The 21,249-nt window shown below is 71.5% G+C and carries 20 protein-coding genes and 1 pseudogene; 6 read left to right on the top strand and 15 right to left on the bottom strand.

Features of this window, described 5'->3' with window-relative positions:
- Positions 1-81: 81 nt before the first annotated feature.
- From ABZ564_RS24265 to ABZ564_RS24215, 11 genes are all read right to left on the bottom strand, one after another.
- Positions 82-1,371 carry a cytochrome P450 gene (locus tag ABZ564_RS24265; RefSeq protein WP_360860219.1) on the bottom strand — a complete coding sequence of 430 codons (1,290 nt, stop codon included), beginning with the start codon at positions 1,369-1,371 and terminating at the stop codon, positions 82-84.
- Complete coding sequence (locus ABZ564_RS24260; RefSeq protein ID WP_360860216.1) at positions 1,368-1,982, bottom strand: ATP/GTP-binding protein; 615 nt, start codon at positions 1,980-1,982, stop codon at positions 1,368-1,370. Before ABZ564_RS24260 ends, ABZ564_RS24265 begins: the two co-directional genes overlap by 4 nt.
- A complete protein-coding gene (locus ABZ564_RS24255; protein WP_360860214.1) occupies positions 1,960-2,313 on the bottom strand; it encodes a DUF742 domain-containing protein in 354 nt (117 codons plus the stop codon). The genes ABZ564_RS24260 and ABZ564_RS24255 overlap by 23 nt, the downstream gene beginning before the upstream one ends.
- Positions 2,310-2,735: a roadblock/LC7 domain-containing protein gene (locus ABZ564_RS24250; RefSeq protein ID WP_360860211.1), complete on the bottom strand. Its 426-nt coding sequence runs from the start codon at positions 2,733-2,735 to the stop codon at positions 2,310-2,312. The genes ABZ564_RS24255 and ABZ564_RS24250 overlap by 4 nt, the downstream gene beginning before the upstream one ends.
- Complete coding sequence (locus ABZ564_RS24245) at positions 2,732-4,105, bottom strand: ATP-binding protein (protein ID WP_360860208.1); 1,374 nt, start codon at positions 4,103-4,105, stop codon at positions 2,732-2,734. Before ABZ564_RS24245 ends, ABZ564_RS24250 begins: the two co-directional genes overlap by 4 nt.
- Positions 4,106-4,167: 62 nt before the next feature.
- Positions 4,168-5,166 carry an MBL fold metallo-hydrolase gene (locus ABZ564_RS24240; RefSeq protein ID WP_360860205.1) on the bottom strand — a complete coding sequence of 333 codons (999 nt, stop codon included), beginning with the start codon at positions 5,164-5,166 and terminating at the stop codon, positions 4,168-4,170.
- Between the two features lie 338 nt (positions 5,167-5,504).
- The gene (locus ABZ564_RS24235; protein ID WP_360860202.1) at positions 5,505-6,680 is read right to left on the bottom strand and encodes a Gfo/Idh/MocA family oxidoreductase; all 1,176 of its coding nucleotides are present in this window, start codon (positions 6,678-6,680) and stop codon (positions 5,505-5,507) included.
- A gap of 39 nt (positions 6,681-6,719) precedes the next feature.
- On the bottom strand, positions 6,720-8,360 hold the full coding sequence (locus ABZ564_RS24230; protein WP_360860199.1) for a hypothetical protein: 1,641 nt from the start codon (positions 8,358-8,360) through the stop codon (positions 6,720-6,722).
- A gap of 53 nt (positions 8,361-8,413) precedes the next feature.
- Positions 8,414-9,358 carry a carbohydrate ABC transporter permease gene (locus tag ABZ564_RS24225; protein ID WP_360860197.1) on the bottom strand — a complete coding sequence of 315 codons (945 nt, stop codon included), beginning with the start codon at positions 9,356-9,358 and terminating at the stop codon, positions 8,414-8,416.
- Positions 9,355-10,329, bottom strand: coding sequence for an ABC transporter permease subunit (locus ABZ564_RS24220; RefSeq protein ID WP_360860325.1), 975 nt, complete (start codon positions 10,327-10,329; stop codon positions 9,355-9,357). The genes ABZ564_RS24225 and ABZ564_RS24220 overlap by 4 nt, the downstream gene beginning before the upstream one ends.
- A gap of 468 nt (positions 10,330-10,797) precedes the next feature.
- Positions 10,798-11,598 (bottom strand): DeoR/GlpR family DNA-binding transcription regulator, encoded by an 801-nt coding sequence (locus tag ABZ564_RS24215; protein WP_360860194.1) that lies wholly within the window; start codon positions 11,596-11,598, stop codon positions 10,798-10,800.
- A gap of 186 nt (positions 11,599-11,784) precedes the next feature.
- Here ABZ564_RS24215 and ABZ564_RS24210 point away from each other — a divergent pair, with 186 nt between their 5' ends.
- Together ABZ564_RS24210 and ABZ564_RS24205 are read left to right on the top strand one after the other, a co-directional pair.
- Positions 11,785-12,669, top strand: coding sequence for a sugar isomerase (locus tag ABZ564_RS24210; protein ID WP_360860191.1), 885 nt, complete (start codon positions 11,785-11,787; stop codon positions 12,667-12,669).
- 4 nt (positions 12,670-12,673) lie between these two features.
- On the top strand, positions 12,674-13,564 hold the full coding sequence (locus ABZ564_RS24205) for an acyl-CoA thioester hydrolase/BAAT C-terminal domain-containing protein (RefSeq protein WP_360860188.1): 891 nt from the start codon (positions 12,674-12,676) through the stop codon (positions 13,562-13,564).
- A gap of 7 nt (positions 13,565-13,571) precedes the next feature.
- Here the strand turns inward: ABZ564_RS24205 and ABZ564_RS24200 are convergent, their stop codons facing one another.
- Entirely contained in the window at positions 13,572-14,102 is a 531-nt protein-coding gene (locus ABZ564_RS24200) for a hypothetical protein (protein WP_360860185.1), read from the bottom strand.
- Between the two features lie 124 nt (positions 14,103-14,226).
- On the bottom strand, positions 14,227-16,938 hold the full coding sequence (locus ABZ564_RS24195) for a cellulose binding domain-containing protein (RefSeq protein WP_360860183.1): 2,712 nt from the start codon (positions 16,936-16,938) through the stop codon (positions 14,227-14,229).
- 285 nt (positions 16,939-17,223) lie between these two features.
- Between ABZ564_RS24195 and ABZ564_RS24190 the strand changes: the two genes are divergently transcribed.
- The 3 genes from ABZ564_RS24190 to ABZ564_RS24180 all read left to right on the top strand — a co-directional run bounded on the left by ABZ564_RS24190 (position 17,224) and on the right by ABZ564_RS24180 (position 19,779).
- Positions 17,224-17,895, top strand: a complete 672-nt coding sequence (locus tag ABZ564_RS24190; RefSeq protein WP_360860180.1) for a DedA family protein — start codon at positions 17,224-17,226, stop codon at positions 17,893-17,895.
- A gap of 76 nt (positions 17,896-17,971) precedes the next feature.
- Positions 17,972-19,144 carry a histidine kinase gene (locus ABZ564_RS24185; protein WP_360860177.1) on the top strand — a complete coding sequence of 391 codons (1,173 nt, stop codon included), beginning with the start codon at positions 17,972-17,974 and terminating at the stop codon, positions 19,142-19,144.
- Positions 19,135-19,779, top strand: coding sequence for a response regulator transcription factor (locus ABZ564_RS24180; protein WP_360860174.1), 645 nt, complete (start codon positions 19,135-19,137; stop codon positions 19,777-19,779). The genes ABZ564_RS24185 and ABZ564_RS24180 overlap by 10 nt, the downstream gene beginning before the upstream one ends.
- 4 nt (positions 19,780-19,783) lie before the next feature.
- Here ABZ564_RS24180 and ABZ564_RS24175 read toward each other — a convergent pair whose 3' ends face one another.
- A complete protein-coding gene (locus ABZ564_RS24175) occupies positions 19,784-20,185 on the bottom strand; it encodes a hypothetical protein (RefSeq protein ID WP_360860171.1) in 402 nt (133 codons plus the stop codon).
- Between the two features lie 118 nt (positions 20,186-20,303).
- A complete protein-coding gene (locus tag ABZ564_RS24170) occupies positions 20,304-21,056 on the bottom strand; it encodes a TetR family transcriptional regulator (RefSeq protein WP_360860168.1) in 753 nt (250 codons plus the stop codon).
- Between the two features lie 109 nt (positions 21,057-21,165).
- On the opposite strand from ABZ564_RS24170, the pseudogene ABZ564_RS24165 reads away from it, so the two are divergent.
- Positions 21,166-21,249, top strand: a pseudogene (locus tag ABZ564_RS24165) (electron transfer flavoprotein subunit beta); the annotation flags it as partial.

Raw genomic sequence — 21,249 nt, 5'->3', positions numbered from 1 at the left:
GTCGGCGTTGCGCCGGCTGCCCTCACTGTTCATCGGGCGATTGTCCCCCGCCTCACCCGTTCGGCCTACGAGCGACACGGCTCAGGAATCGATCACGCCTGCCGGAATCACACCCGCCGGAATCATGTCCGCCGGTTCCGTGACCGTGACGGGCCGGGTCGGGGTCGCGCTGGCGTCCAGCGGGGTGAAGCGGATCGGCAGGTGCACCAGTGCGCGGTGGAACGGGCCCGGCCGCCAGAGCAGTTCACCGGCCGGAACGGCGAGCTCCGCGTCGCACAGGAGACTGGTGAGCTGTTCGATGGCCGTCATCGCGATGAGCAGGGCCGGCTGCTTGGCGGGGCAGCGGTGGGGCCCCGCCGACCAGGCGAGGTGGGCGCTGGCGCCGGACCGGAGCCCGTCGTCGGAGGCGGGCGGGGGGGACTGGGCGTTGGCGGCGGCGAAGGAGACCAGGACGAGTTGTCCGGCACGCAGCCGGACCCCGTGGAACTCGGTGTCGTGGCGCGGGTAGTGGGCCGCCAGGTTGGCGATCGGCGCGTCCCGCCAGAGGACCTCGTTGATCGCCTCGTGGGCGGTCATCGCGCCGCCGTGCAGGGAGCCCGCGTAGCGTTCGTCGGTGAGCATGTGGAGGATGGCGTTGCCGATGAGGTTGGTCATCGGGTCGTTGCCGGCGCTCATCACCAGGGTGATCTGGCGTACCGTCTCGTCGTTGTCGAGTCCCGCCGGGTGGGCGAGGAAGTACGAGGTCAGGTCGCGACGCGGCCTGGCGCGCCGGTCGGCGACGAGGCGGGTGACGACGTCGACGAGGTCGGCGTACGCGGCGGCGGCGTCCGCTGCGGAGTTCATCATCCCGGCGACCCCGTCGACGATGCGGTCGCCGTCCTTGGGGTCGGCGCCGAACCAGGTGACGAAGATGTGCATCGGCAGGCGCCGGGCGTACTGGGCGATGAGGTCGCCGCTGCCGGTGGCGGCGAACCGGCCGATGAGCCGGCGGGCGACGCGGGCGACCTCGGCCCGCAGGACGTGCGGTTCGATCAGCGCCAGGCTGTCGTTGATGGCCTCGCGGTAGCGGGCGTGCACCGCGCCGTCGCTGAACAGCGCGGTGGGGCGGTGGCCGAGCACGGGCAGCACCGGCGAGTCGGGCGGGACGGTCGCCTGCCAGGCCCGGGGGTCCTTGCTGAAGGTGTGGGTGTCGCGCAGCAGGTCGATGGCGGCCTGGTAGTCCGTGACGAGCATCGCCTCGACGTCGGGGGCGATCCGCACCGGTGCGAGCGGGCCGTGCTCGCGCAGGGCGCGGTAGTGGCCCTGCGGGTCGGCCGCGAAGGCCGGGCCGAACAGCGCGAGGGGCTGCGGCGGCGGTGCGTACGTGGTCATGAGGCGTCCTCGGGCTGCGGCATGCGGGTCAGCACGTGTTCGGCGAGTGCGATCAGGGCGTCGATGCTGCCGCGGCGCTCGCGCGCGTCGCACTGGATCAGCGGGGTCGTGCCGTCGAGGTCGAGGTGCTTGCGCAGGACCTCGTCGCTGTGTGCGGGCGCGTCGGGGAAACGGTTCACCGCGACCGCGTACGGCAGTCCCTGCTCCTCGACCATGTCCATCACGGCGAAGGAGTCGGCGAGCCGCCGGGTGTCGACGAGGACGAGGGCGCCGAGCGCGCCGCGGGCGATGTCCTCCCACAGGGGCAGGAACCGCTCCTGGCCGGGCGTGCCGAACATGTAGAGGACGAGGTCGTCTGGGACGGTCAGGCGGCCGAAGTCGATGGCGACCGTGGTGGTGGTCTTCCCGGGGAGCCCGGCGGTGGAGTCGACGTGGGTGCTGGACTGGGTCATCGCCTCCTCGGTGTGGAGGGTGGCGATCTCGGAGAGCGTACGGATCAGGGTCGTCTTGCCCACGCCGAAGGGACCCGTGACGACGAGTTTCATCAGGGTCCGGGCGGCGGCCGGCAGATAGCCGACGCCGGTCCGGTCAGGGGAGGGAGCGGAGTCCAACGAGCAGCCTCTCGACGAGCGACCTGTCGATCTGCCCGGCACTGGGTATCGGCGGTCGGGTGAGCAGTAGTCCGGTGGCCGCGAGGTCCGTGGCCAGGAAGACGGTGGCGCTGACCGGCAGGTCCAGGTGGGCCGCGCACTCGACGACGGTGAGGGCGCCCGGCTCCAGCAGGGCACACAGGCTGCGCGCCTGGGTGCCGGCGTCGCCGGGGACGGGCGCGTCGGTGCGTACGAGTACGGCGAGCCGGTCGAGTGCGGGGCCGGCGGGGCGGGAGCGGCCGCCGGTGACCAGGTAGGCGGGGATCAGACGGCGTGCTGGGCCGGGGGTCATGGCCGGGCGGCGGTGTCCGGTTGACGGGTGGGTGCGTGCATCGCCCGGGTGAGCGCGGTGACCTGCACCTGCATCTGGTAGGCGATGTCGCCGAGTTTGGCGCCGGGTTCGGCGAACAGGGCGAGCGTGGTGTTGCGGCCGGCCGGTACGACGATGGCGAAGCCCAGGTCCGATTCGACGACGGTCTGGGCCAGGTGCGGGGCCTCGGCGTCGGTGAAGGCGGTCGTGAAGGCTCGGGCCGCGGCGTGCAGGGTGGCCGTCATGGCGGCGACCCGTTCACCGGAGGCCCGGTCGAGGCCGGGCGAGGCGCCTTCGACGAGACCGTCACCGGTGGCTACCACGGCATGCTGGACTCCGGGCAGTTCCAGCAGCGGGGTCAGCACCCATGCGAGGTCGCCTGAGGTGGGGCTGGGGGCGCTCACTTCTCGTCGTCTCCTTGGTCGTCCTGGTCGTCCTGGTGGTCGCGGGCGCCGGTGTCCGGTGCGGGGCTCCGCCCGGTGACGCTCCTGCCGTTGAGGGTGCCCTGCTGGAGGGCGGCCCAGGAAGCCCCGGCCACTTCCGGTGTACGGGACATCTTTCCGGCGGACGGCTCGGCGGCCCGGGCGCCGGTCGCCGCGGCGGGTGTGCGGCGCGGGGCGCGCCGGCGCCGGCTGGGCAGTCCGGTGGGCTCCGCGGCGGCCGGTTCCCGGGTGTCCGCTCCGGCCGGGGCGGCGAGGTCCGGCCGGACCGGGGCGGCGGCCGCGGACACGGGTGCCGGGGCGAGGGCGGAGAGGTTGCGGTCCTCGTCCAGCACGGTCAGCAGGTGGGCGGGGACCCGCAGGATCGTCCGCATGCCGCCGAACGGGGACTCCTCGATGTGGCAGTCGAAGCCGTACTGCACGACGAGCCGGCCGACGACCGCGAAGCCCGTCTGCGGTGGGTCGCCCAGTTCGGTCAGGAGCACCTCGGCGGGGCCGGCGAGCAGGGCGCGGGCCCGTTCCAGCGCGTCCTCGTCCATGCCGATGCCCGCGTCGTCGACCACCAGGAACGCGCCCCGGCCGCCGCTCTGCTGGATGGTGACCTGCACATCGGTGTCGGGGTGGGAGTACGCGGTGGCGTTGGCGAGCAGTTCGGCCAGGGCGATCGCGAGGGGTTCGGCGGCCCGGGCGGCGAGCGCGAGCCGTTCGTCGCGCAGGTGGTTGGCGACCTTGATCCGCTCGTAGCCGGCGACCCGCGACTGGGCGCCGAGCACGATCTCGACGAGCGGTGAGTTCTGCCGGGCGAGGCCGGGCCAGGCGTCGCAGAGCACTGCCGTCGACTGGGTGCGGCGCAGAGCGAGTTCGTTGCGGAAGTCCAGTTGGAGGATGCGCGGGTCGTCGTACTCGTGCTGGAGTTCGTGCAGCAGTTGCTGGGACTGGTTGAGCAGCGACTGGATCTTGGCGGAGGTGCCGCGCATCGCGGAGCGGGCCGCCGCGTCGACGCGTCCGCGCTCCTCCAGGACGGCGGTCCTCGCGGCCTGGACGGCCTCGGTGAGCAGGAGGGCGGCGCCGCCGTCGACCTCGGCCGCCTCGCGCAGCCCGGGGACCGTGGCGCTGGGGTGGGAGAGGGCGAGGGCGGCGGCGGGTATCCGCTTGCGCGCGAGCTGCCGGATCTCGTCGAGGAGCGCGGCGGTGCGGGCCTCGGCGGCCTTCGCCTGGCGCTCGGCGAGTTCGGCCCGGGTCACGGCCTGCTGCTCGGAGAGGCCGGTCCGGTACGCGCGCGAGAACGCCACCACCGCGGCGACGACGGCGATCAGTGTGACGATCCATGCCATGCCGTTACCGCGTTTCTGTCGTCGGGTCGGTCCGTCGGCGCGCGCGGCGCGGGACCGCCCCGTCAGCCCGCTCTGCCTGCCGGCTCACTGGCCTGCTCCACTTCCTGTGCGACCGCGGCGACTTCGGTCATGACCTGGACCACGCCGGGCCGCGGGGAACCGTCGAGCTGGCGGTACTCGCTGCCGATGGTCACCACCAGCCGTTCGGGGAGCCCGAGGCCGGGGTAGCGGCCCTCGGCGATGACCTGTCGGGCGGCGTCGACGGAGGGTACGCCGGCGGCGTGGAGGGTGTGGGCGCGCTCGCGGATGTACTCCAGGTAGCCGATGTGCTCGCGGACCCCGGCCCGGTCGATCACGGGTCCGTGGCCCGGGACGATGGTCTCGGCGCCGGTGGCCAGTACCTGTTCGCAGGCTCCGATGACGTTGCTCAGCGGGCCTTCCCAGTGGATCGGGTGGTCGCCGGGCTGCTCCGGGGACGACGAGAAGATGATGTCGCCGCTGAACACGACGGACTGGGCGGGCAGGTGGACCATCAGGTCGCCGGTGGTGTGCGCGGGCGCGAGCGAGGTGATCTGCACCGGGTGGTCGCCGAGGGTCAGTTCGAGCTCGCCCGTGAAGTAGGTGGTCGGCCGCACCGGTTCGGTCTGTGACCAGTCGAACGGTCCGAAGTGCCGTGCGAGGTAGGCCCCGAGCGGGGTCGCCGGGTCGCCGCCGCTGACGAGGGCGTGCTGCTGCTGCGGCGTGGGCTCGTAGTGGATGTGCTCCCTGGCCTCACGGGTCACGATGATCTCGGCGTCCGGGAGCACGCCCGCGCCCCAGAAGTGGTCGCCGTTGGCGTGCGTGACGATCACCCGGTCGATGGTGACGCCGTCGGGCAGCCGCTTTCCGGACTCGGCGAGGAACTGTCCGGCGAGCACCGGGTCGTACGGGGTGTCGATCCACAGCGCGCCGCTGGGCGAGACGAGCAGGCCGCAGTTGGCCAGCCCCCAGCCACGCTTCGGCGGGAGCCATGCGTACAGGCCCCGGCCAAGGTCAACGACGTCCCCACCCGTGATCAGCATGGAGGCGATTATGCCGACCGCTTTCCGGTCGCGCGTTCGAACCCGGCCATCCGGGCACGCCATTGGCTTGAAACAGTCCTTGACCTGTCTTCCGGCGCCTCGGCCGGTGACCGTACGAGAGCGCAGGGGACCGTCACCGTACGGAATCTTCCGGGGTGAAGCGGAAGGAGCGACCCCAGTGGGTGCACCTCCGTCACCATTACGGGACACGGCGCCGCCAAACCGGAAGGGGCCGATTACCCACCGAGCATGGCTGAAAACAGACGCCACGGGCCCCCGGCGTACCGCCTGAAGCGGTACGCCGGGGGCCCATGGCCCAGGACCGGCCGCTCAGATCCTCAGGAGCGGACCTGGCCGCGCTCGAAGTACGCGATCAGTTCCGGGTCGAGGGCCGGCACCTCGTAGGGCACACCGCCCTCGCGCAGGGAGCGGGTCGCGAGGACGCCGGCGGCGACGCTCATCCGGGCGGCGACCGGGGAGGTGTCGGTGACGCCCCCGTCGCGCACGAACCGGCAGAACTCCTGCATGATCCGGCTGTCGCCGCCACCGTGGGAGCCCTTGGCCTCGGGCACCCGGTAGGTGATGTCGGCCTCGGCGCGGTAGCCGCTGGGGCCGGTGTTCCAGACCTTGACCTCGTCGCCCGGGCCGTCGCCGAAGTTCTCCAGCCGGCCCTCGGTGCCGATGACCGTGTAGTTGCGCCAGTAGTCGGGGGTGAAGTGGCACTGCTGGTAGGCGGCCACGACGCCGTTGTCGAGCTGCATGTTCATCACCGAGACGTCCTCGACGTCCACGATGTGGTGCAGGTCCTTGCGGGCGGTCGGCGGCCACTCGTACTCGCGCAGCCAGTTCTCGGGGCGCGGGGTGTCCGGCTCGCGGCGCGGCAGGTCGCCGTAGACGAGCAGGTCGCCCAGCGCGTTGACGCGCTGGGTGTAGCCGCCGGCCAGCCAGTGCAGCACGTCGATGTCGTGCGCGGCCTTCTGGAGCAGCAGACCGGTGGTGCGGGTGCGGTCGGCGTGCCAGTCCTTGAAGTAGTAGTCGCCGCCGTAGCCCACGAAGTGGCGCACCCAGACGGCCTTGGGCTCGCCGATGTCGCCGCGCGCGATGATGTCGCGCATCAGGCGCACGACGCCCATGTGGCGCATGTTGTGGCCGACGTAGAGCCGGGTCCCGGTCTCGTACGCGGCGCGCAGGACGTTGTCGCAGCTCTCGACGGTGATGCCGAGGGGCTTCTCGACGAAGACCGCCTTGCCCGCCCGCAGGGCGTCGATGGCGATGACCTCGTGGGTGTCGTCCGGGGTGGCGATGATGATCGCGTCCAGGTCGTCCCGGTCGAGGAGCAGCTTGTAGTCCTCGACCGCGATCTCGGCGCCGAAGCGCTCGGCCTCGCGGCTGCGCACCTCCGGGTCGAGGTCGCAGACGGCGGTGATCGCCGATCCCTTGCCGGGGTGGTGGGCCGACATCGCGATGGACCGGCGCAGGCCGAGCCCGATGACGCCGAGTCGCAGGTCTGACACGGGAGTCCCTTCGGTTGGTACGGGTCGTGCGGGCGGAGGTTACTTGCCGGCGAGGGATGCCTCGAACTCGGCGCGCATCTTGTCGCCGCCGCCGGAGCGCCACTTGGCCAGCTGGTCCTTGAAGGCGGAGAGCGGCTTGCGGCCGGCGACGATGTCCTTCTGGACATCGCTCATGCCGGTGGTGAGCGAGGAGCCCTTGCTGGTGGACGTGTCCGAGAAGTGGCCGCTCGTCGGGTTGGACTGGGCGATCTTGAGGAGCTCCTCCTGCCAGCCGTGGATCCTGCCGGCCAGTTCGGGCTGGCCCGGCAGGTAGATGTACTCGGGGCCGGCGGCGAGGAAGGCCAGCGGCATCGCCGTGGTGACGGCCTCGGAGGTGCCCTTGGGGGTGAGCTTGACGTCGCCCTTGGCGGTACGGGTCCAGTGCTTGCCCTCGATGCCGTTGTCGAGGAAGAGGCGCTCCTCCGTACCGAAGGGGGCGGCCAGGTAGTCCAGGACGCGCAGCAGCATCTTGACGCGCTTCTCGTCGGCCTTCTTGTTGATCGCGGTGTAGCCGACGGAGCCGTAGCCCATGTTGTAGTGCGGCGTGGCCCCCTCCTTCCCGGCGAACGGCACGATGACGCCGAACGGGAAGTCGTACGTCTTGGCGTCGACCAGGAAGCTGGGGAAGGACTGGACGTAGGCGCCGAGGCTGCCCTGCGACATCTTCTCCATGACGGTGCTGAGGTTGGGGTCCGGCCAGAACAGTCCGGCCTTGGCCACCTTGACGGCGAAGGCCAGGGCTTCCTGGTACTCCTCCGTCTCGTACTGGTGCGTCAGCTTGCCGCCTTCGAGGCGCCAGCCGCTGGGGGCGCCGAACCACTGGGCGAACTGGGCGATGTGGTTCACGTACGCCGGTTCCAGGACGTACTTGTTGCGCTTGGCGTCCAGCAGTTCCTTGCCCTTGGCGAGGAAGTCCTCGGCGCTGGTGAACTCGGCGCCGCCGACCGGCTTCCAGAAGTCCTGGTTGACGACGTAGACCTGGCCCATGGAGCCGTAGGCGACGGTGACGCCGCGGATCTTGCCGTTGATCACGGCGGTCTTCCAGGCGGTGGTCGGCAGGTTCGCCAGGTTCGGGTACGCCTTGACCGCGTCGCCCGAGAGGTACGGGGTGAGGTCGTGGAACTTGGCGTCCAGCAGCTCGGGTACGCGCTGGATGCCCTGGTTCGGCGGGAACCACACCAGGTCGGGTATGTCGCCGCCGGCCATCATGGCGTTGAACTTCTGGAGGTAGGCGTCGACGCCCTGGTCCACCACGATCGTCATGTCGAACTGGGCGCCGAGGCGCTTGTTCAGCTCCTGCCAGTAGGCGTTCTTGCCCTGCGGCGGGGCGGGGGTGGTGAACGTCTCGGTGAGGGCGGTGATGCGGCTGCCGTCGCCGGGCGTCTTCGCCACCGACTTGGTGAGGGCCTTGGGGTAGCGCAGGTAGGTGGCGTCGAGGCCCGCCGCGTTGCCCGCCAGGTCCGCGGGGGCGGTCTGGGCCTGTACATACGTCGGGAGCTTGAGCTTGGCGGACGCCTTGGCGCCGCCCTTGCTGACCGTGGCGCCGCTGCCGCAGGCGCTCAGGGTCGACAGACCCGCGACGGTGAGGCCGGCGATTCCCGCGGCGCCCATGAAACCGCGCCGGGACAAGTGGGTGGACATGGGACTCCTTGAAAAGTGTGTGGCGTGCGGGGCAGTGGTGCGGGGCGGGCGGGTCAGCCCTTGATCGCCCCGGTGAGGACACCCTTGACAAAGAACTTCTGCAGGAAGGGGTAGACGCAGAAGATGGGCACGATGGCGATGATCAGCACGGCCATCTGCAGCGAGGTCGCGGGCGGTACGGCGTGGACGCCCATCGCGGAGGCGTTGATGCTCTGCCCGTTGAGGACGTAGCTGCGCAGGATCACCTGGATGGGGAACTTGCTGGAGTCGTTGAGGTACAGCACCGCGTTGAAGAAGCTGTTCCAGTACCCGACGGCGTAGAACAGGCCGACCACGGCGAGGACCGCCTTCGACAGCGGGAGGACGATCCGGAAGAGGACCGTGACCTCGCCGGCGCCGTCGATGCGCGCCGCGTCGTACAGCTCTTCCGGAATGCTCTGGAAGAACGAGCGGACGACGACGATGTTGAAGGCGTTCAGCAGGACCGGCAGGATCAGTGACGCGTAGGTATCCAGCATGTGGAACTGCTGGACCGCCAGGTACGTCGGGATGATGCCGGGGGCGAACAGGAACGTGCCGAGCACCACCAGCAGGATCGGCTTGGCGAGGACCGTGCCGGGGCGCGAGGTGCCGTACGCGATCATCACCGTGCAGGCCAGGCTGAGCGCGGTGCCGATCAGCGTGATGAAGATGGACACCACCGCGGCGCGGGTGACCACGCCCCCGGACAGGATGACCCGGTAGGCCTCCAGCGTCGGGTGGTGCGGGAGCAGCACGTAGCCGCCGTTGGCGTTCAGCTCCTCGCGGCCGGCGAGGCTGGTGCCGATGGCGAGGAGGAACGGGTAGAGCACGACCACGGTGAGGGCGATGAGGGCCAGGCCCTTGGCACCCTGCCCGTACCAGTGCGGGCGCTCCATCCACGGCGGCCTGCCGTTGGACTTGCGGGGACGCGCACCGGACCGGGCGGCGCGCAGCCGCGTCGCGACGGACTGACTCATCGGTACACTCCCTGCTCGCCGAAGCGGTGGGCCAGCTTGTTGGCGGCGAGGATGAGGGCGAATCCGATGACGCCCTTCATCAGTCCGGCGGCGGTGCTCATGCCCCAGTCGCCGTCCACGACGCCGTGGAAGTAGACGTAGGTGTCCATGACCTCTGCGGCGTCCGGGCCGACGGCGTCGCGCTGGAGCAGGATCTGCTCGAAGCCGACGGAGAGGATGTCGCCGAGCCGCAGGATCAGCAGCATCAGGATGACCGGCCGGATGCCCGGCAGGGTGATGTGCCAGATCCGGCGGAGCCAGCCGGCGCCGTCCATGGCGGCGGACTCGTACTGGCCCATGTCGATCGAGGCGATGGACGCCAGGAAGATGATCGTGCCCCAGCCGCAGTCCTTCCAGATGGCCTGCGCGGTGATGAGCAGCTTGAAGGTGCCGGGGTCCGTCATCACGTTGCCGATGTTCACCCCGTGCTCCATGAGCAGCGTGGTGACCGAACCGGCGCCGCCGAGGACCTGCTTGAACATCGCGACGACGACGACCCAGGACAGGAAGTGCGGGAGGTAGACGACGGTCTGGATGAACCGCTTGATCTTCTCGCTGATGAGCGAGTTGAGCAGCAGGGCCAGGGCGATCGGCGCCGGGAAGTACAGGAGCAGCTGGATCGCCGTGATCTGGAGGGTGTTGGACACCGCGCTCCAGAACTCGGGTTCGGCCAGCAGCGCGGTGAAGTTCGCCATCCCGACGAACGGGCTCTGCTTGAAGCCCAGGAACGGCTGGTAGTCCTGGAAGGCGATGACGTTGCCCGCGAGCGGCAGGTAGAAGAAGAGCGCGAAGTACAGCACGCCCGGCAGGCAGAAGAGCAGAAGCGTTTTGTCCCGCTTCAGGCGCTGCCGGAACGGCTGCCGTATTCGGTGCTTCTTGTCCTTCCCCCCTGCGGAGCTGTCCGCGTCTTCCGGGTCGCGGGGCTGCGGCACGGGCGGCCGCGCAGCTGTGACCGGCGTGTTTGCCATCGTCACAGGCACCTCCAGGGCTGATGGAGCGAGAGAACGTCCCGCATACGTGGAGGGCGGCCCGCGCTTCGGGGAAGCGCGGCCGCTGCTCCTTCGCGGCGACAGGCACATAGTTCACGATCGCGCGCCCATATGGCAAGAGTTGTTCATTTCGCAGAGGTAACGAACATCTATGGGCAGGCAAAAGTCGCTTCCCGCAGCGCCACAGGGCACCCCAGATCCGACAACACGAACATAAGGGGCACTCGATACCTGCAGATCAGCACCGGAATGCACTGTTCCTCCGTCAAAATCGGCTGTCCCGTGCGTGGTTGTGATCGATCACGCACACTTCATGCACGGTCCGACACCCTGAACCGGTTTGGGCGCACACAGAACGGCGGGCCGCCGCGCATTCGGTGCGCGGCGGCCCGCCGTGGGGGCTGCGTGGGCTCAGACGGCGACGACCGTGACGCCGGCCTCCGTGAAACGGGCGGCCGCCTCGGGCGCGATCCCCCGGTCGGTGACCAGGAAGTCGATCAGGGAGAGATCGCAGACCCGGGCGAAGGCCCGCTTGCCGATCTTCGAGGAGTCGGCGGCGATCACCACGCGCTGGGCCTGCTGGGCGAGCAGCCGGTTGATGCTGGCCTCGCCCTCGTGGTGCACGTACGCGCCGCGTTCGGTGTCGACCGCGTTGACGCCGAGCACGGCCACGTCCAGCGTTATCTCGGCGAGCACCCCACTGGCCAGCGGGCCGGTCAGCTCGTACGACTGGGGTCTCGCGACCCCGCCGGTGACCACCATCTTGATCTGCGGCCGGATCACCAGCTCGTTGGCGATGTTGAGGGCGTTGGTCACCACCGTCAGCGTCGGCTGTCCCGCCGCCCCGCCGACACCGTCGCCCACCAGGTCCGCGCGGACGGCCAGCGAGCGGGCCACCTCGGTGATGGTGGTGCCGCCGGTGAGCCCGACCACCTCGCCGACCGCGACCAGTTCGGCGACGGCGCGGCCGATGGCCTGCTTCTCGGGGGCGTTGCGTCCCGATTTGTAGCGGAGGGCCAGCTCGTAACTGACCCCGTGGGCGATCGCGCCGCCCCTGGTCCGGGTGAGCAGTTGCTGCTCGGCGAGCTGGTCCAGGTCCCGTCGGATGGTCGCGGCCGAGACATCCAGTGTCCTGGCGGCGTCCTCGACGTCCACCCGGCCGTGCTTACCTACGAGTTCCAGCAGTGCGTTCCACCGGGCGTCCCTGGACAAGAGAGTTCTCCTCACGGGTCCGGGCTGGAGACACCCATCCCCTTGGGCGCGATCACCGGACAGGGGCAAAGCGTCGCACAAGGCTCCGGCGAGTCAAGTCATGTGCAAACAGAATGCTTGATAATGCTCGCTCATCGCGGGTAACGTGCGCAAACGAGCATCCCATCCCCAGTACGGAGTGCAAAAGTGTCATTTGTCGAGATCGAGATCGCCAGTCAGCCGGAGTGCTGGCGCCGCGCAGCGGAGCTGGCGCAGAGTCACGCGGCCGTGCTGCCCGCCCGCGGCGAGCGCGTCGCCGTCGTCGGCTGCGGCACCTCGTTCTACATGGCTCAGGCATACGCCTCGCTCCGCGAGGAGTCCGGGCAGGGCGAGACCGACGCCTTCGCCGCGTCCGAGTTCCCCGCCCGCCGCCGCTACGACCGGGTCGTCGCGCTCACCCGCTCCGGCACCACCACCGAGGTGCTCGAACTCCTCGGCCGGCTGCACGGCACCACCCCCACGGTGGCCATCACCGCCGACCCCGAGACCCCGGTGATGACGGCCGCCGACGCGGTCGTCGTCCTGGACTTCGCCGACGAACAGTCCGTCGTCCAGACCCGGTTCGCCACCACGCTGCTGACGCTGCTGCGCGCCCACCTCGGCCTGCACACCGACGCCGTGGTGCGCGACGCGGAGAAGGCGCTGGCCGAGCCGCTGCCGCAGGGCCTCGTGGACTGCACCCAGTTCAGCTTCCTCGGCCGCGGCTGGACGGCCGGCCTCGCCAACGAGGCCGCGCTCAAGATGAAGGAGGCGTCGCTCTCCTGGACCGAGTCGTACGCCGCGATGGAGTACCGCCACGGCCCCATCTCCATCGCCGGCGACACCACCGCCACCTGGATGTTCGGCACCGCCCCCGAGGGCCTGCGCGAGCAGCTCCTGGAGACCGGCGCCCGCTGGGTGGAGAGCGACCTGGACCCGCTGGCCGACCTGGTCCGCGTCCAGCGCCTGGCCGTCGCCCGCGCCACCGCCCGCGGCCTCGACCCGGACGCCCCGCGCCACCTGACCCGCTCGGTGGTCCTGGCGGACGCCTGATCACGTGCCGGACACCGTCGAGCACGAGATACACGGCGCGCCGGGCGGCGGCGCGGACGCCTGGACGGGCTTCCTCGCCGCGCCCGCGCGCCGCGGCAGTGGCGCGGGGGTACTCGTCCTCGCCGGCTCCAGCGGGCGGATCGAGGACGAGCGGTGCCGGCTGCTGGCCCGGCAGGGGCTGACGGCCCTGTCGGTCCGGTGGTTCGGCGGGCCGGGCCAGCCGCCCGGCATCTGCGAAGTCCCGCTGGAGACCTTCGGGTCCGCCCTCGCCCGGCTGCGCGCGGAAGGCGTACGGCGCCTCGGCGTCCTGGGCGTCTCCAAGGGTGCCGAGGCCGCGCTGCACCTGTCGGTGCTCCGGCCGGACGTCGACGCCGTGGTGGCCGTCTCGCCCACCTCGGTGACCTGGGCCAACGTCGGCCCCGGGCGCGACGGTTCGGCCCTCCCCCACCGGTCGTCCTGGTCCTGGCGGGGCGAGCCGCTGCCCTTCCTGCCCTACGATCCCGACTGGGCCCCGGCGGAGCCGGAGGGCACCCCGGTCTCGGTGCTCGGCTGGTACGAGCGGAGCCTGCGGACGTACGCGCACCGGGTCCCGGCCGCGGCCGTCCCCGTGGAGCGGTCGGCCGCCGAAATCGTCCTGGTGGCGGGCGGCGACGACCTGATGTGGCCCTCGCTGCGGTTCGCCGAGGAGCTGGCCGCGCGGCGCCGGGCGGCGGGCCGGTCCGTCCGGCTGATCACCGGTCCCGCCGCGGGCCACCGCCCGCGCCTGCCCGGCGAGGGCCCCGCCGCCGCGTCCGCCCGCTTCCGGTACGGGGGTTCGGCCGCGGCCGACGCGGCGCTCGGAGCGGCCGCGTGGCCGCACGTCCTGGACGCGCTGCACGGGACCCGGCCGGCCTGAGCGCCGGTCAGGACTCCTCGAAGTAGGCGTCCAGGACCGCGTCGAAGCCCTCGGTCCACTCCTTGAGGCTGCTGCGGGACTCCGCCTCCACCTCGCCGTTGAACCAGCGCTTGGACGACAGGTGGACGGTGACGGTGAACCTGCGGCCGAAACGGGCCGGCTTCAGTTCGACCGCGCCGATCTCCTCCCAGAGGAAGTCGGCCTGCTGGTCGTCCAGCGTGAACCGGATGCCCGAGCGGGTGGCCGAGATCGAGCCCCGCCGGTCGCTCACCTCGAACGAGGGCCCCTCGGCGGCCCCTTCGTCGCTCTCGTCGCTTTCCTCCTGCTCCTCCTCCTGCGCCACCGGTGCCTCGTCGGCCACCGGCACCTCGTCGGCCGGCGGCTCCGGGACGGCGTCGACGGGTGCGGGCTCCTCGGTGTTCTCCGGCTCCTCCTCCACCGCCGTGGCGGGTCGGGGGGCCGTGAGACCGGGGATGTACGCCGGGTCGGTCCCTGCGGCGTACGCGGGCTGGGTCTTCGGATCTATGCGCTGCTCCACGGCGGGCAGTATGGCCGACGAACCTGTACGGGGCCAGTTGGGAGGGGTCCGGAAAGGCCCAGCGTGTCGAGGGGCGGGCCCGGCCGCCCGGCCCGCCCCTCACCGCGGGGCCCCGCACCCCGCGTCAGCCGGTGGCGCAGACCTCCTCGCCCAGCGAGAAGGTGTCCGGCGCCGTGTTGCCGCCGGTCAGCGTGCCCGTGAAGCCGAAGCCCGCGGACGCGCCGGGCGCCACCCTCCCGTTCCAGGAGATGTTGGTGGCGGTCACCTTCGCCCCGTCCTGGGCGGGCGTCGCGTTCCACATCTGGCCGACCTTCTGCCCGTCCGGGAAGGTCCAGGCGAGCTTCCAGCCGTCCAGCTCCGCGTTCCCCGTGTTGGTGAGGGTCACCTCGGCCTGGAAGCCGCCGGACCACTGGTTGGTGACCTTGTACGTCACCGAACAGGCGGCGTCACCCGGGTCGGTGCCGGGGTCCGGGTCCGGGTCGGTGCCCGGGTCCGTGCCGCCGCCGTCGCCGTCCGAGGAGTCGCCGTACATGATCCCGCGCCCGTTGGTGGACACGTACACCCGGCCGAAGACGCGCGGGTCACCGGTGATCGCGGCGCCGGTCCAGCCCCACTGGTGGGCGTCGTCGTTGATGCGGGTCCAGGTGGCGCCCGCGTCGGTGGACCGGAAGATGCCGCGCACCCCGCCGATCTTCGCGGAGACGAAGAGCGTCCGGTACGAGGCGCCGGCCGCCGCCTTGCCGAAGCCGACGGAGTCCGCCTGCTCGACGCCGGTCAGCTTGGTGAAGGTCGCCCCGGAGTCGGTGGAGTGCCACAGGCCGTAGGTGCCCGTCGCGCTGCCTCCGGCGAGCCAGATGTCGCCCTCGGTGCCGGGCACCGCCTTGAAGCGGACGTCGCCCTCGGTGGGCAGACCGCTCGACGCCTTCGCCGTGAAGGTCGCGCCGCCGTCCGTGGAGACGTAGAAGGTGCCGGCCTTGAACCCGTAGAACTTCTTCGGGTTCTTCCGGTCCGACTCGACGGTCGCGCCCTGCGGTATGCCGGTCGACGCCGACCACGAACTGCCGTACCCGGTCGTGTGGTGGACGCCGGCGCCCTCCGGACTCCAGACGAAGCCGCTCGCGTCGGCCGCCGCCGCGACCGTGCCGCCGCCGGTCACCCCGGACGGCTCGGAGCCCTGGAACCAGTTGGAGCCGTTGTCCGTCGAGAAGCCGATGTGCGGGGCGGCGTCGGCGCTGCCGACCCGGACCACCGTGTCCGGGCTGCCCTCGGCGAAGTCGATGCTCGTGGTGGAGGTGAGGTTGGGCGAGGTGAACATCATGTCCGGCACGGCGTCGAGGTCGGTGTGCCGGAAGCCCCCGATGTCACCGAGCGCGCTGAGCAGCGGCGCCCCGGACGGCGGGCTGGCCAGGTCGTTGACGGCGGTCTCCTCCAGGCCCTTCACCATCGGGGTGATCCTGAACTGGGTGTCGGAGTCCCAGTTCGTGAGGTTCTCGGTGCCGTAGATCGTCGCGCCGGTCCCGTACATCATGCGGTCGGAGTCGAACGGGTCGATCTCCAGCGCCTCCGTCATCCAGCCCAGCTTGGGCGTGGTCTCCGGCGGCGACGGATTGGCGCCCCAGGTCAGCCACGGCACCGAGGAGACGTCCTGGGTGTAGCGGTTGGCGCGGTTGGGGTAGCTGGTGTAGTCCCACGCCCGCGTCCAGGTCGCCCCGCTGTCCGTGGAGCGGAAGATCTGGGTGTCGGGCCACCAGGAGCTGTACGCGGTCGCCATCAGGGTGCCCGGGTGCTGCCGGTCCACGGACAGGCCGCTGAAGCCGTAGTAGGTGTCGGCCTCGGCGACCGGGCTGACGTCCTTCCACTCACCGGTCGCGGTGGTGTACCGCCAGATCCGCCCCTTGCCGCCGTCGTACGGGCCACCGGTGTCGCTCAGGGTCAGGTACAGGTAGCCGTTCTCGGAGTCGAGTACGCCCTTGTGCGCCAGGTATCCGGTCGGCTGTCCGGCGATCCGCGACCAGGTGGTCCCGCCGTCCGTGGAGCGGTAGACGGTGTTCTCCTTGTCGGCGACCCCGACGTAGATGTCCTGGGTCGCGCTGCCCGCGCTGCCGGTGCGCTCGTCGAACGTCACCCAGACGATGCCCTGGTTGTCGTTGCCGTAGCCGCTGGTGTCGGTGGGGTCCTGGGCGTAGTTGCCCGGGTTGGGGAAGGCCGTCACCTCGGACCAGGTGGCGCCCGAATCGGTGGACCGCCAGAGGCCGTTGCCGCTGGGCGCGCCGAGGTACAGCACGGAGTTCTTGTTCGGGTCGACCGCGAGGCGTTCGCCCATCCCCCGGCCCGGCATGTTGCCGCCGAGCTTGAACGGCAGCGTGCTCGCCTTCCAGGTCGCGCCCCGGTCCGAGGAGCGCAGCACCGCGCCGTTGGTGGGGTCCCAGTCGTTGGTGTACGTGCCCACGGCGGCGTACACCTTGTCCGGGTCGACGGAGTCCGAGGCGAGGCTCACCACTCCGGTCCAGCCCCAGTGGTCCCAGTCCACCCAGTCGAGCAGCGGCGTCCACTGCTTGCCGGCCTGGTCCCAGCGGTAGGCGCCGCCGATGTCGGTGCGGGCGTAGGCGAGGTTCTTCTCGGACCGGTTGAAGACGATCCCCGGGACGAAGCCGCCGCCGTCGATGCGGACGTTCTTCCAGTCGTACGTGTCCGCCGCGAGGGACACATCGGATGCCTGGGCGGCGGGGGCGGCGTCGCCGTCCTTCGCCGACGCCGGGGCGCCGGCGGCGAAGAGCCCGGCTGTGAGGGTGAGTGCTGCCACCAGGGTGGCAAAGGGTCTTGCGCTTGAGCGCACGGAAACGTCCTCTCCGAACAGGGCCGCCGACAAAGGCGGTTACGGGGGTGAACGGATGTGGGAGCGCTCCCATTTCGCGTCCCGATGGTAGCGGCGCCGCCCCTCCGCGAGAAGAGAGGGAACAAGGTTCATCGGATGACTCCGGCGTGCTGCCCCCGGCGGGCACACGTGCGGTAAACCGCACCCAGGACGGCGGCGACCCTCATACCGGCGCGGTCCCGCGCTTCCTAGCGTGGCTGGGAGCCGGGGCAGGGCGCCTCGGCGGCCGTCCGTCTGGAGCCCCGCATGCACCCCGCCCCACTCGCTCTTCCTCAGGAACCCGCCGAAGGTTTCGCCGGCTGGGCGGCCGACCTGATCGACGCCCTCGGCGCTCCGGGGGCCGGTCTCGCCATCGCCCTGGAGAACCTGTTCCCGCCGCTGCCGAGCGAGGTGATCCTGCCGCTGACCGGGTTCGCCGCCGGTCAGGGGGTGCTGTCGCTCGCCTCGGCGCTGTTCTGGACGACGCTCGGTTCAGTGGCGGGGGCGGCGGCCCTGTACTGGCTCGGGGCGCTGTTCGGGCGGGAGCGGGTGCACGCCCTGTGGGCACGGCTGCCCCTGGTCAGGGTTTCCGATCTGGAGCGCACCGAGGCGTGGTTCCTGCGGCACGGCACGAAGGCGGTGCTGCTGGGCCGGATGGTGCCGATCTTCCGGAGCCTGATCTCCGTACCGGCGGGCCTGGAACGCATGCCGCTGCCGATGTTCCTCGGGCTGACCACCGTGGGCAGTCTGGCCTGGAACTCCGTGCTGGTGATGTCCGGTTACTGGCTCGGCGACCAGTGGGACACCGTCGGCGACTACGTCGGCGTGCTCTCCGAGGCCGTGCTGCTGCTGGTCGCGGTGGCGGTCGTGCTGTACGTCGTCGTGCGCGTCCGGTCCCGCGCGGCGGGGCGGGCCAGGCACCGCCGGGGTGCCGGATGAGCGGGCCGGGCACTATGGTTCGGCCGACCGGGCCCCGGCGAGGGGCCCCGGGCGCGAGGCGGAGGGGCGGAGCAGGGTGTCGGAGGTTTCCGCCGGAGTGCCGGGCGCGTCCGGCCGCGGCCGGGCAGGCAGACTGTCCGCGGCGGCGGGGACGCTGCTCGGCTGCGCGACGGCCTTCGCCGGGCTGGTGTACTTTGCAGCAGCCGGGGCGCTCCTGGGCGCGTTCCTGCTGTGGCCCCGCACCCGGGTCTCCGCGCGCCGCCTCCTGGTGGCGGGGGCCCGAAGGCTGGCGGAAGTGGAGCGGTGGCGCCGGTCCGTCTTCTTCGGCGACCGGTTCCCCGCGCACCGCGCCTCCGATCAGCAGGTCCTCCGCTATCTGGCCGGCCGCGTCTCGTCGGGGCTGCTGTGTGCGGTGGTGACCGCGCTGCTCGGGTTCGGCCTGGTGCTGGCCGGGCTGCTCGCGGTGGGCGTGGCCCGTGCCACGCTCGGCTGGGGCGAGTTGCTGACCCAGGCGGTCCTGGGCTCCGTCCTGCTCTTCCTCAACGTGCAGGGGCTGTTCTCGCTCGCCGCGCTGGACGCCCGGCTCGCCCGGGAGTACTTCGGGCCCGGCGAGCGGGAACTGCTGAGGCGGCGCATCGGTGAACTGGCCGCCAGCCGGGCCGCGGTGGTGCGGGCGGTGGACCGGGAGCGTCGGCGCGTCGAGCGCGATCTGCACGACGGGGTCCAGCAGCGCCTGGTCGCGCTGGCGATGCTGCTGGGCCGGGCCCGCCGCACCCGGGACGCCGGCCGCGCCGACGCACTGCTGGCGCAGGCGCACCGGGAGGCGGGCGAGGTGCTCGCCGAACTCCGCGAGGTGGCCTGGCGGGTGTATCCGACGGCCCTGGACAGCGTGGGGCTGCGGGAGGCGCTGGGCGGGGTCGCGGAGCGCTGCCCGATCCCGGTCCGGGTGGCGTACGAGGTCTCCGGAGAGCTGCCGTCACCCGTGGAGACGGCCGCGTACTTCGTGGTGTCCGAATCCGTGAACAACGCCGCCAAGCACTCAGGCGCCGAGGGCATCGTGGTGAGCGTGGCACGGCGGGACGGCGTGCTGACCGTGCGCGTCCGGGACGACGGGTGCGGCGGCGCGGACCCGGACGGCGGCGGGCTGGCCGGGCTGCGCGGCCGGGTCGCCGCGATCGACGGCATGCTGGACGTCCACAGCCCCGCCGGGGGCCCCACCACCGTGACCGCGGAGCTGCCGTGCGCGTGATTCTCGCCGAGGACTCGATCCTGCTCAGGGAGGGCCTGGTCCGTCTGCTCACCGAGGAGGGCCATGAGGTCCTGGGGGCGGTGGGCGACGCGGAGTCCCTGCTGTCGCAGGTCGCGGCGCACGCGCCGGACATCGTCGTCACCGACATCCGGATGCCGCCCACCCACAAGGATGAGGGGTTGCGCGCGGCGGTGGAGATCCGGGCGCGGCGCCCGGACGTCGGCGTGCTGGTGCTTTCCCAGTACGTGGAGCGGAACTACGCCGCCCAGCTGCTCGCCGAGAACGCGGAGCGGGTCGGGTATCTGCTCAAGGACCGGGTCGCGCAGGTGGAGGAGTTCCTGGACTCGCTGGAGCGCATCCACGCGGGCGGGGCCGTCTTCGATCCGGAGGTCGTGCGGCAGTTGGTCATCCGCAGCACGCACGGTGATCCGCTGTCGCGGCTGACCCCGCGCGAGCGCACCGTCCTGGAGGCGCTGGCGCAGGGCCACACCAACGCAGCCATCGCGCGGAAGCTGCACATCTCGCTGAGTGCCGTCGAGAAGAACCTCAACACCGTCTTCGACAAGCTGGGTCTCGCGCACACCACCGGCTACAACCGGCGCGTCCTCGCCGTGCTGCGCTATCTGGAAGCGTGAGGCCCTAGTACCAGCCGGCCGAGCCGGGCGGGTCGCAGAGTTCGAGCACGACCTCGCCGGACACGGAGGTCCGGCCGCCGACCGGTCGCACCCGGTCGCCGACGTTCACGAGGTGCGGGGCCGCGCCCACGATCCGGCAGCGGTAGACGAAGCCCGCGGAGAAGCGGACCAGGGACTCGTTGCGCATCACGCGCGAGTAGCGGTTGACGACGTGGGAGCGGACGACCACGCCGTGGCCGTCGCTGTGCGCGGACTCGAGGTCGCTCGACGCGCAGACGGGGCACAGGAGTGTGCGGAAGGAGGCGGTGCGGCACCAGCGGCACACCTGATGGACGAGCCCTTCCCGGCTGTGCGGCGACACCGCCCGGCGGGCCGGCGGCCCCACGTCGATTCCGGTACTGAACACGTTCCGCCTCCCGCGCTCGACTCGGTGCGCCGCACCTTCGGCGACGGCACACCGGCACCGTATGGCACTTGGTTCCAGGAGTAAAGGCACTGAGTGCCGCGAAGTGGGAGCCGGGGCCTCAGGCGGTGCCGAGCGCGGACTCGATGTGCTGCACCACGCGCCACATCGGAGCGCCCTTGCGCGCCACCATGACGATCACCTCGTCGTCGCTCGCGGGCGGGGACACGGCGGCGGGGGCGGGCTCCGGCGCGGGCGCGGCGGGCCGGGCGTGCGCCCCGCCCCAGACCGCGCGCACCAGCTCGAGGGCCCGGTCCACCTCGGCCTCCGCGTCGCCCTCGCCGCCCGAACGCAGCCAGGACCGCAGCCCGTTGTTGTGCGCGGCGACGACCGAGGCGGCGATCACCTCGGCGCGCAGCGCGGCGTCGGGCCCGGCGTCCGGGTCCTCGGCCCAGCGCCGCTCCAGATAGCCGGCGAGGGTCCGCTCGTAACGGCGCACCACGGACAGCTCGTACGTGCGCAGCCCGGGCACCTCGCGGGTGAGCCGGTAGCGCTGTACGGAGAACTCGGGCTTCTCCGCGTACATCCGCAGCACAAGACGCGCCCCGTCGCACACCGTGGCGACCGGGTCGGCGCCGTCGGCGTCCGCCAGGAACGCGGTCATGTCCGCGAGGCACCGCTCGTGGTCGGGGAAGACCGCGTCCTCCTTGGAGGGGAAGTAGCGGAAGAACGAGCGCCGCCCCACCCCGGCCCGCGCGACGATGTCGTCCACCGTGGTCCGCTCGAACCCGCGCTCCAGGAAGAGCGCGAAGGCCGCCTCGGCGAGCACGTCACGCATGGGGGGTTTCTTGGCCGGCCGGCGGTCTTCGGTCATGCCGGAAACGTAACACCGAAGGCAGCCCGCCGACACCGGGTACCTTTACGAAGGGTACTGAGTGCCATAGGATTTCCGCAGGACACCACCAGGTACAGGGAGAGCCGGCGTGAGCTTGAGGATCGTTGTCTGTGTGAAGTACGTGCCCGACGCGACCGGTGACCGGCATTTCGCCGATGACCTGACGGTGGAC

The sequence above is a fragment of the Streptomyces sp. NPDC019224 genome (assembly GCF_040632605.1).
Lineage (GTDB): Bacteria > Actinomycetota > Actinomycetes > Streptomycetales > Streptomycetaceae > Streptomyces.
Note: the sequence above shows the minus strand (reverse complement) of the source record. Positions and strands in the feature narration are given on the sequence as shown.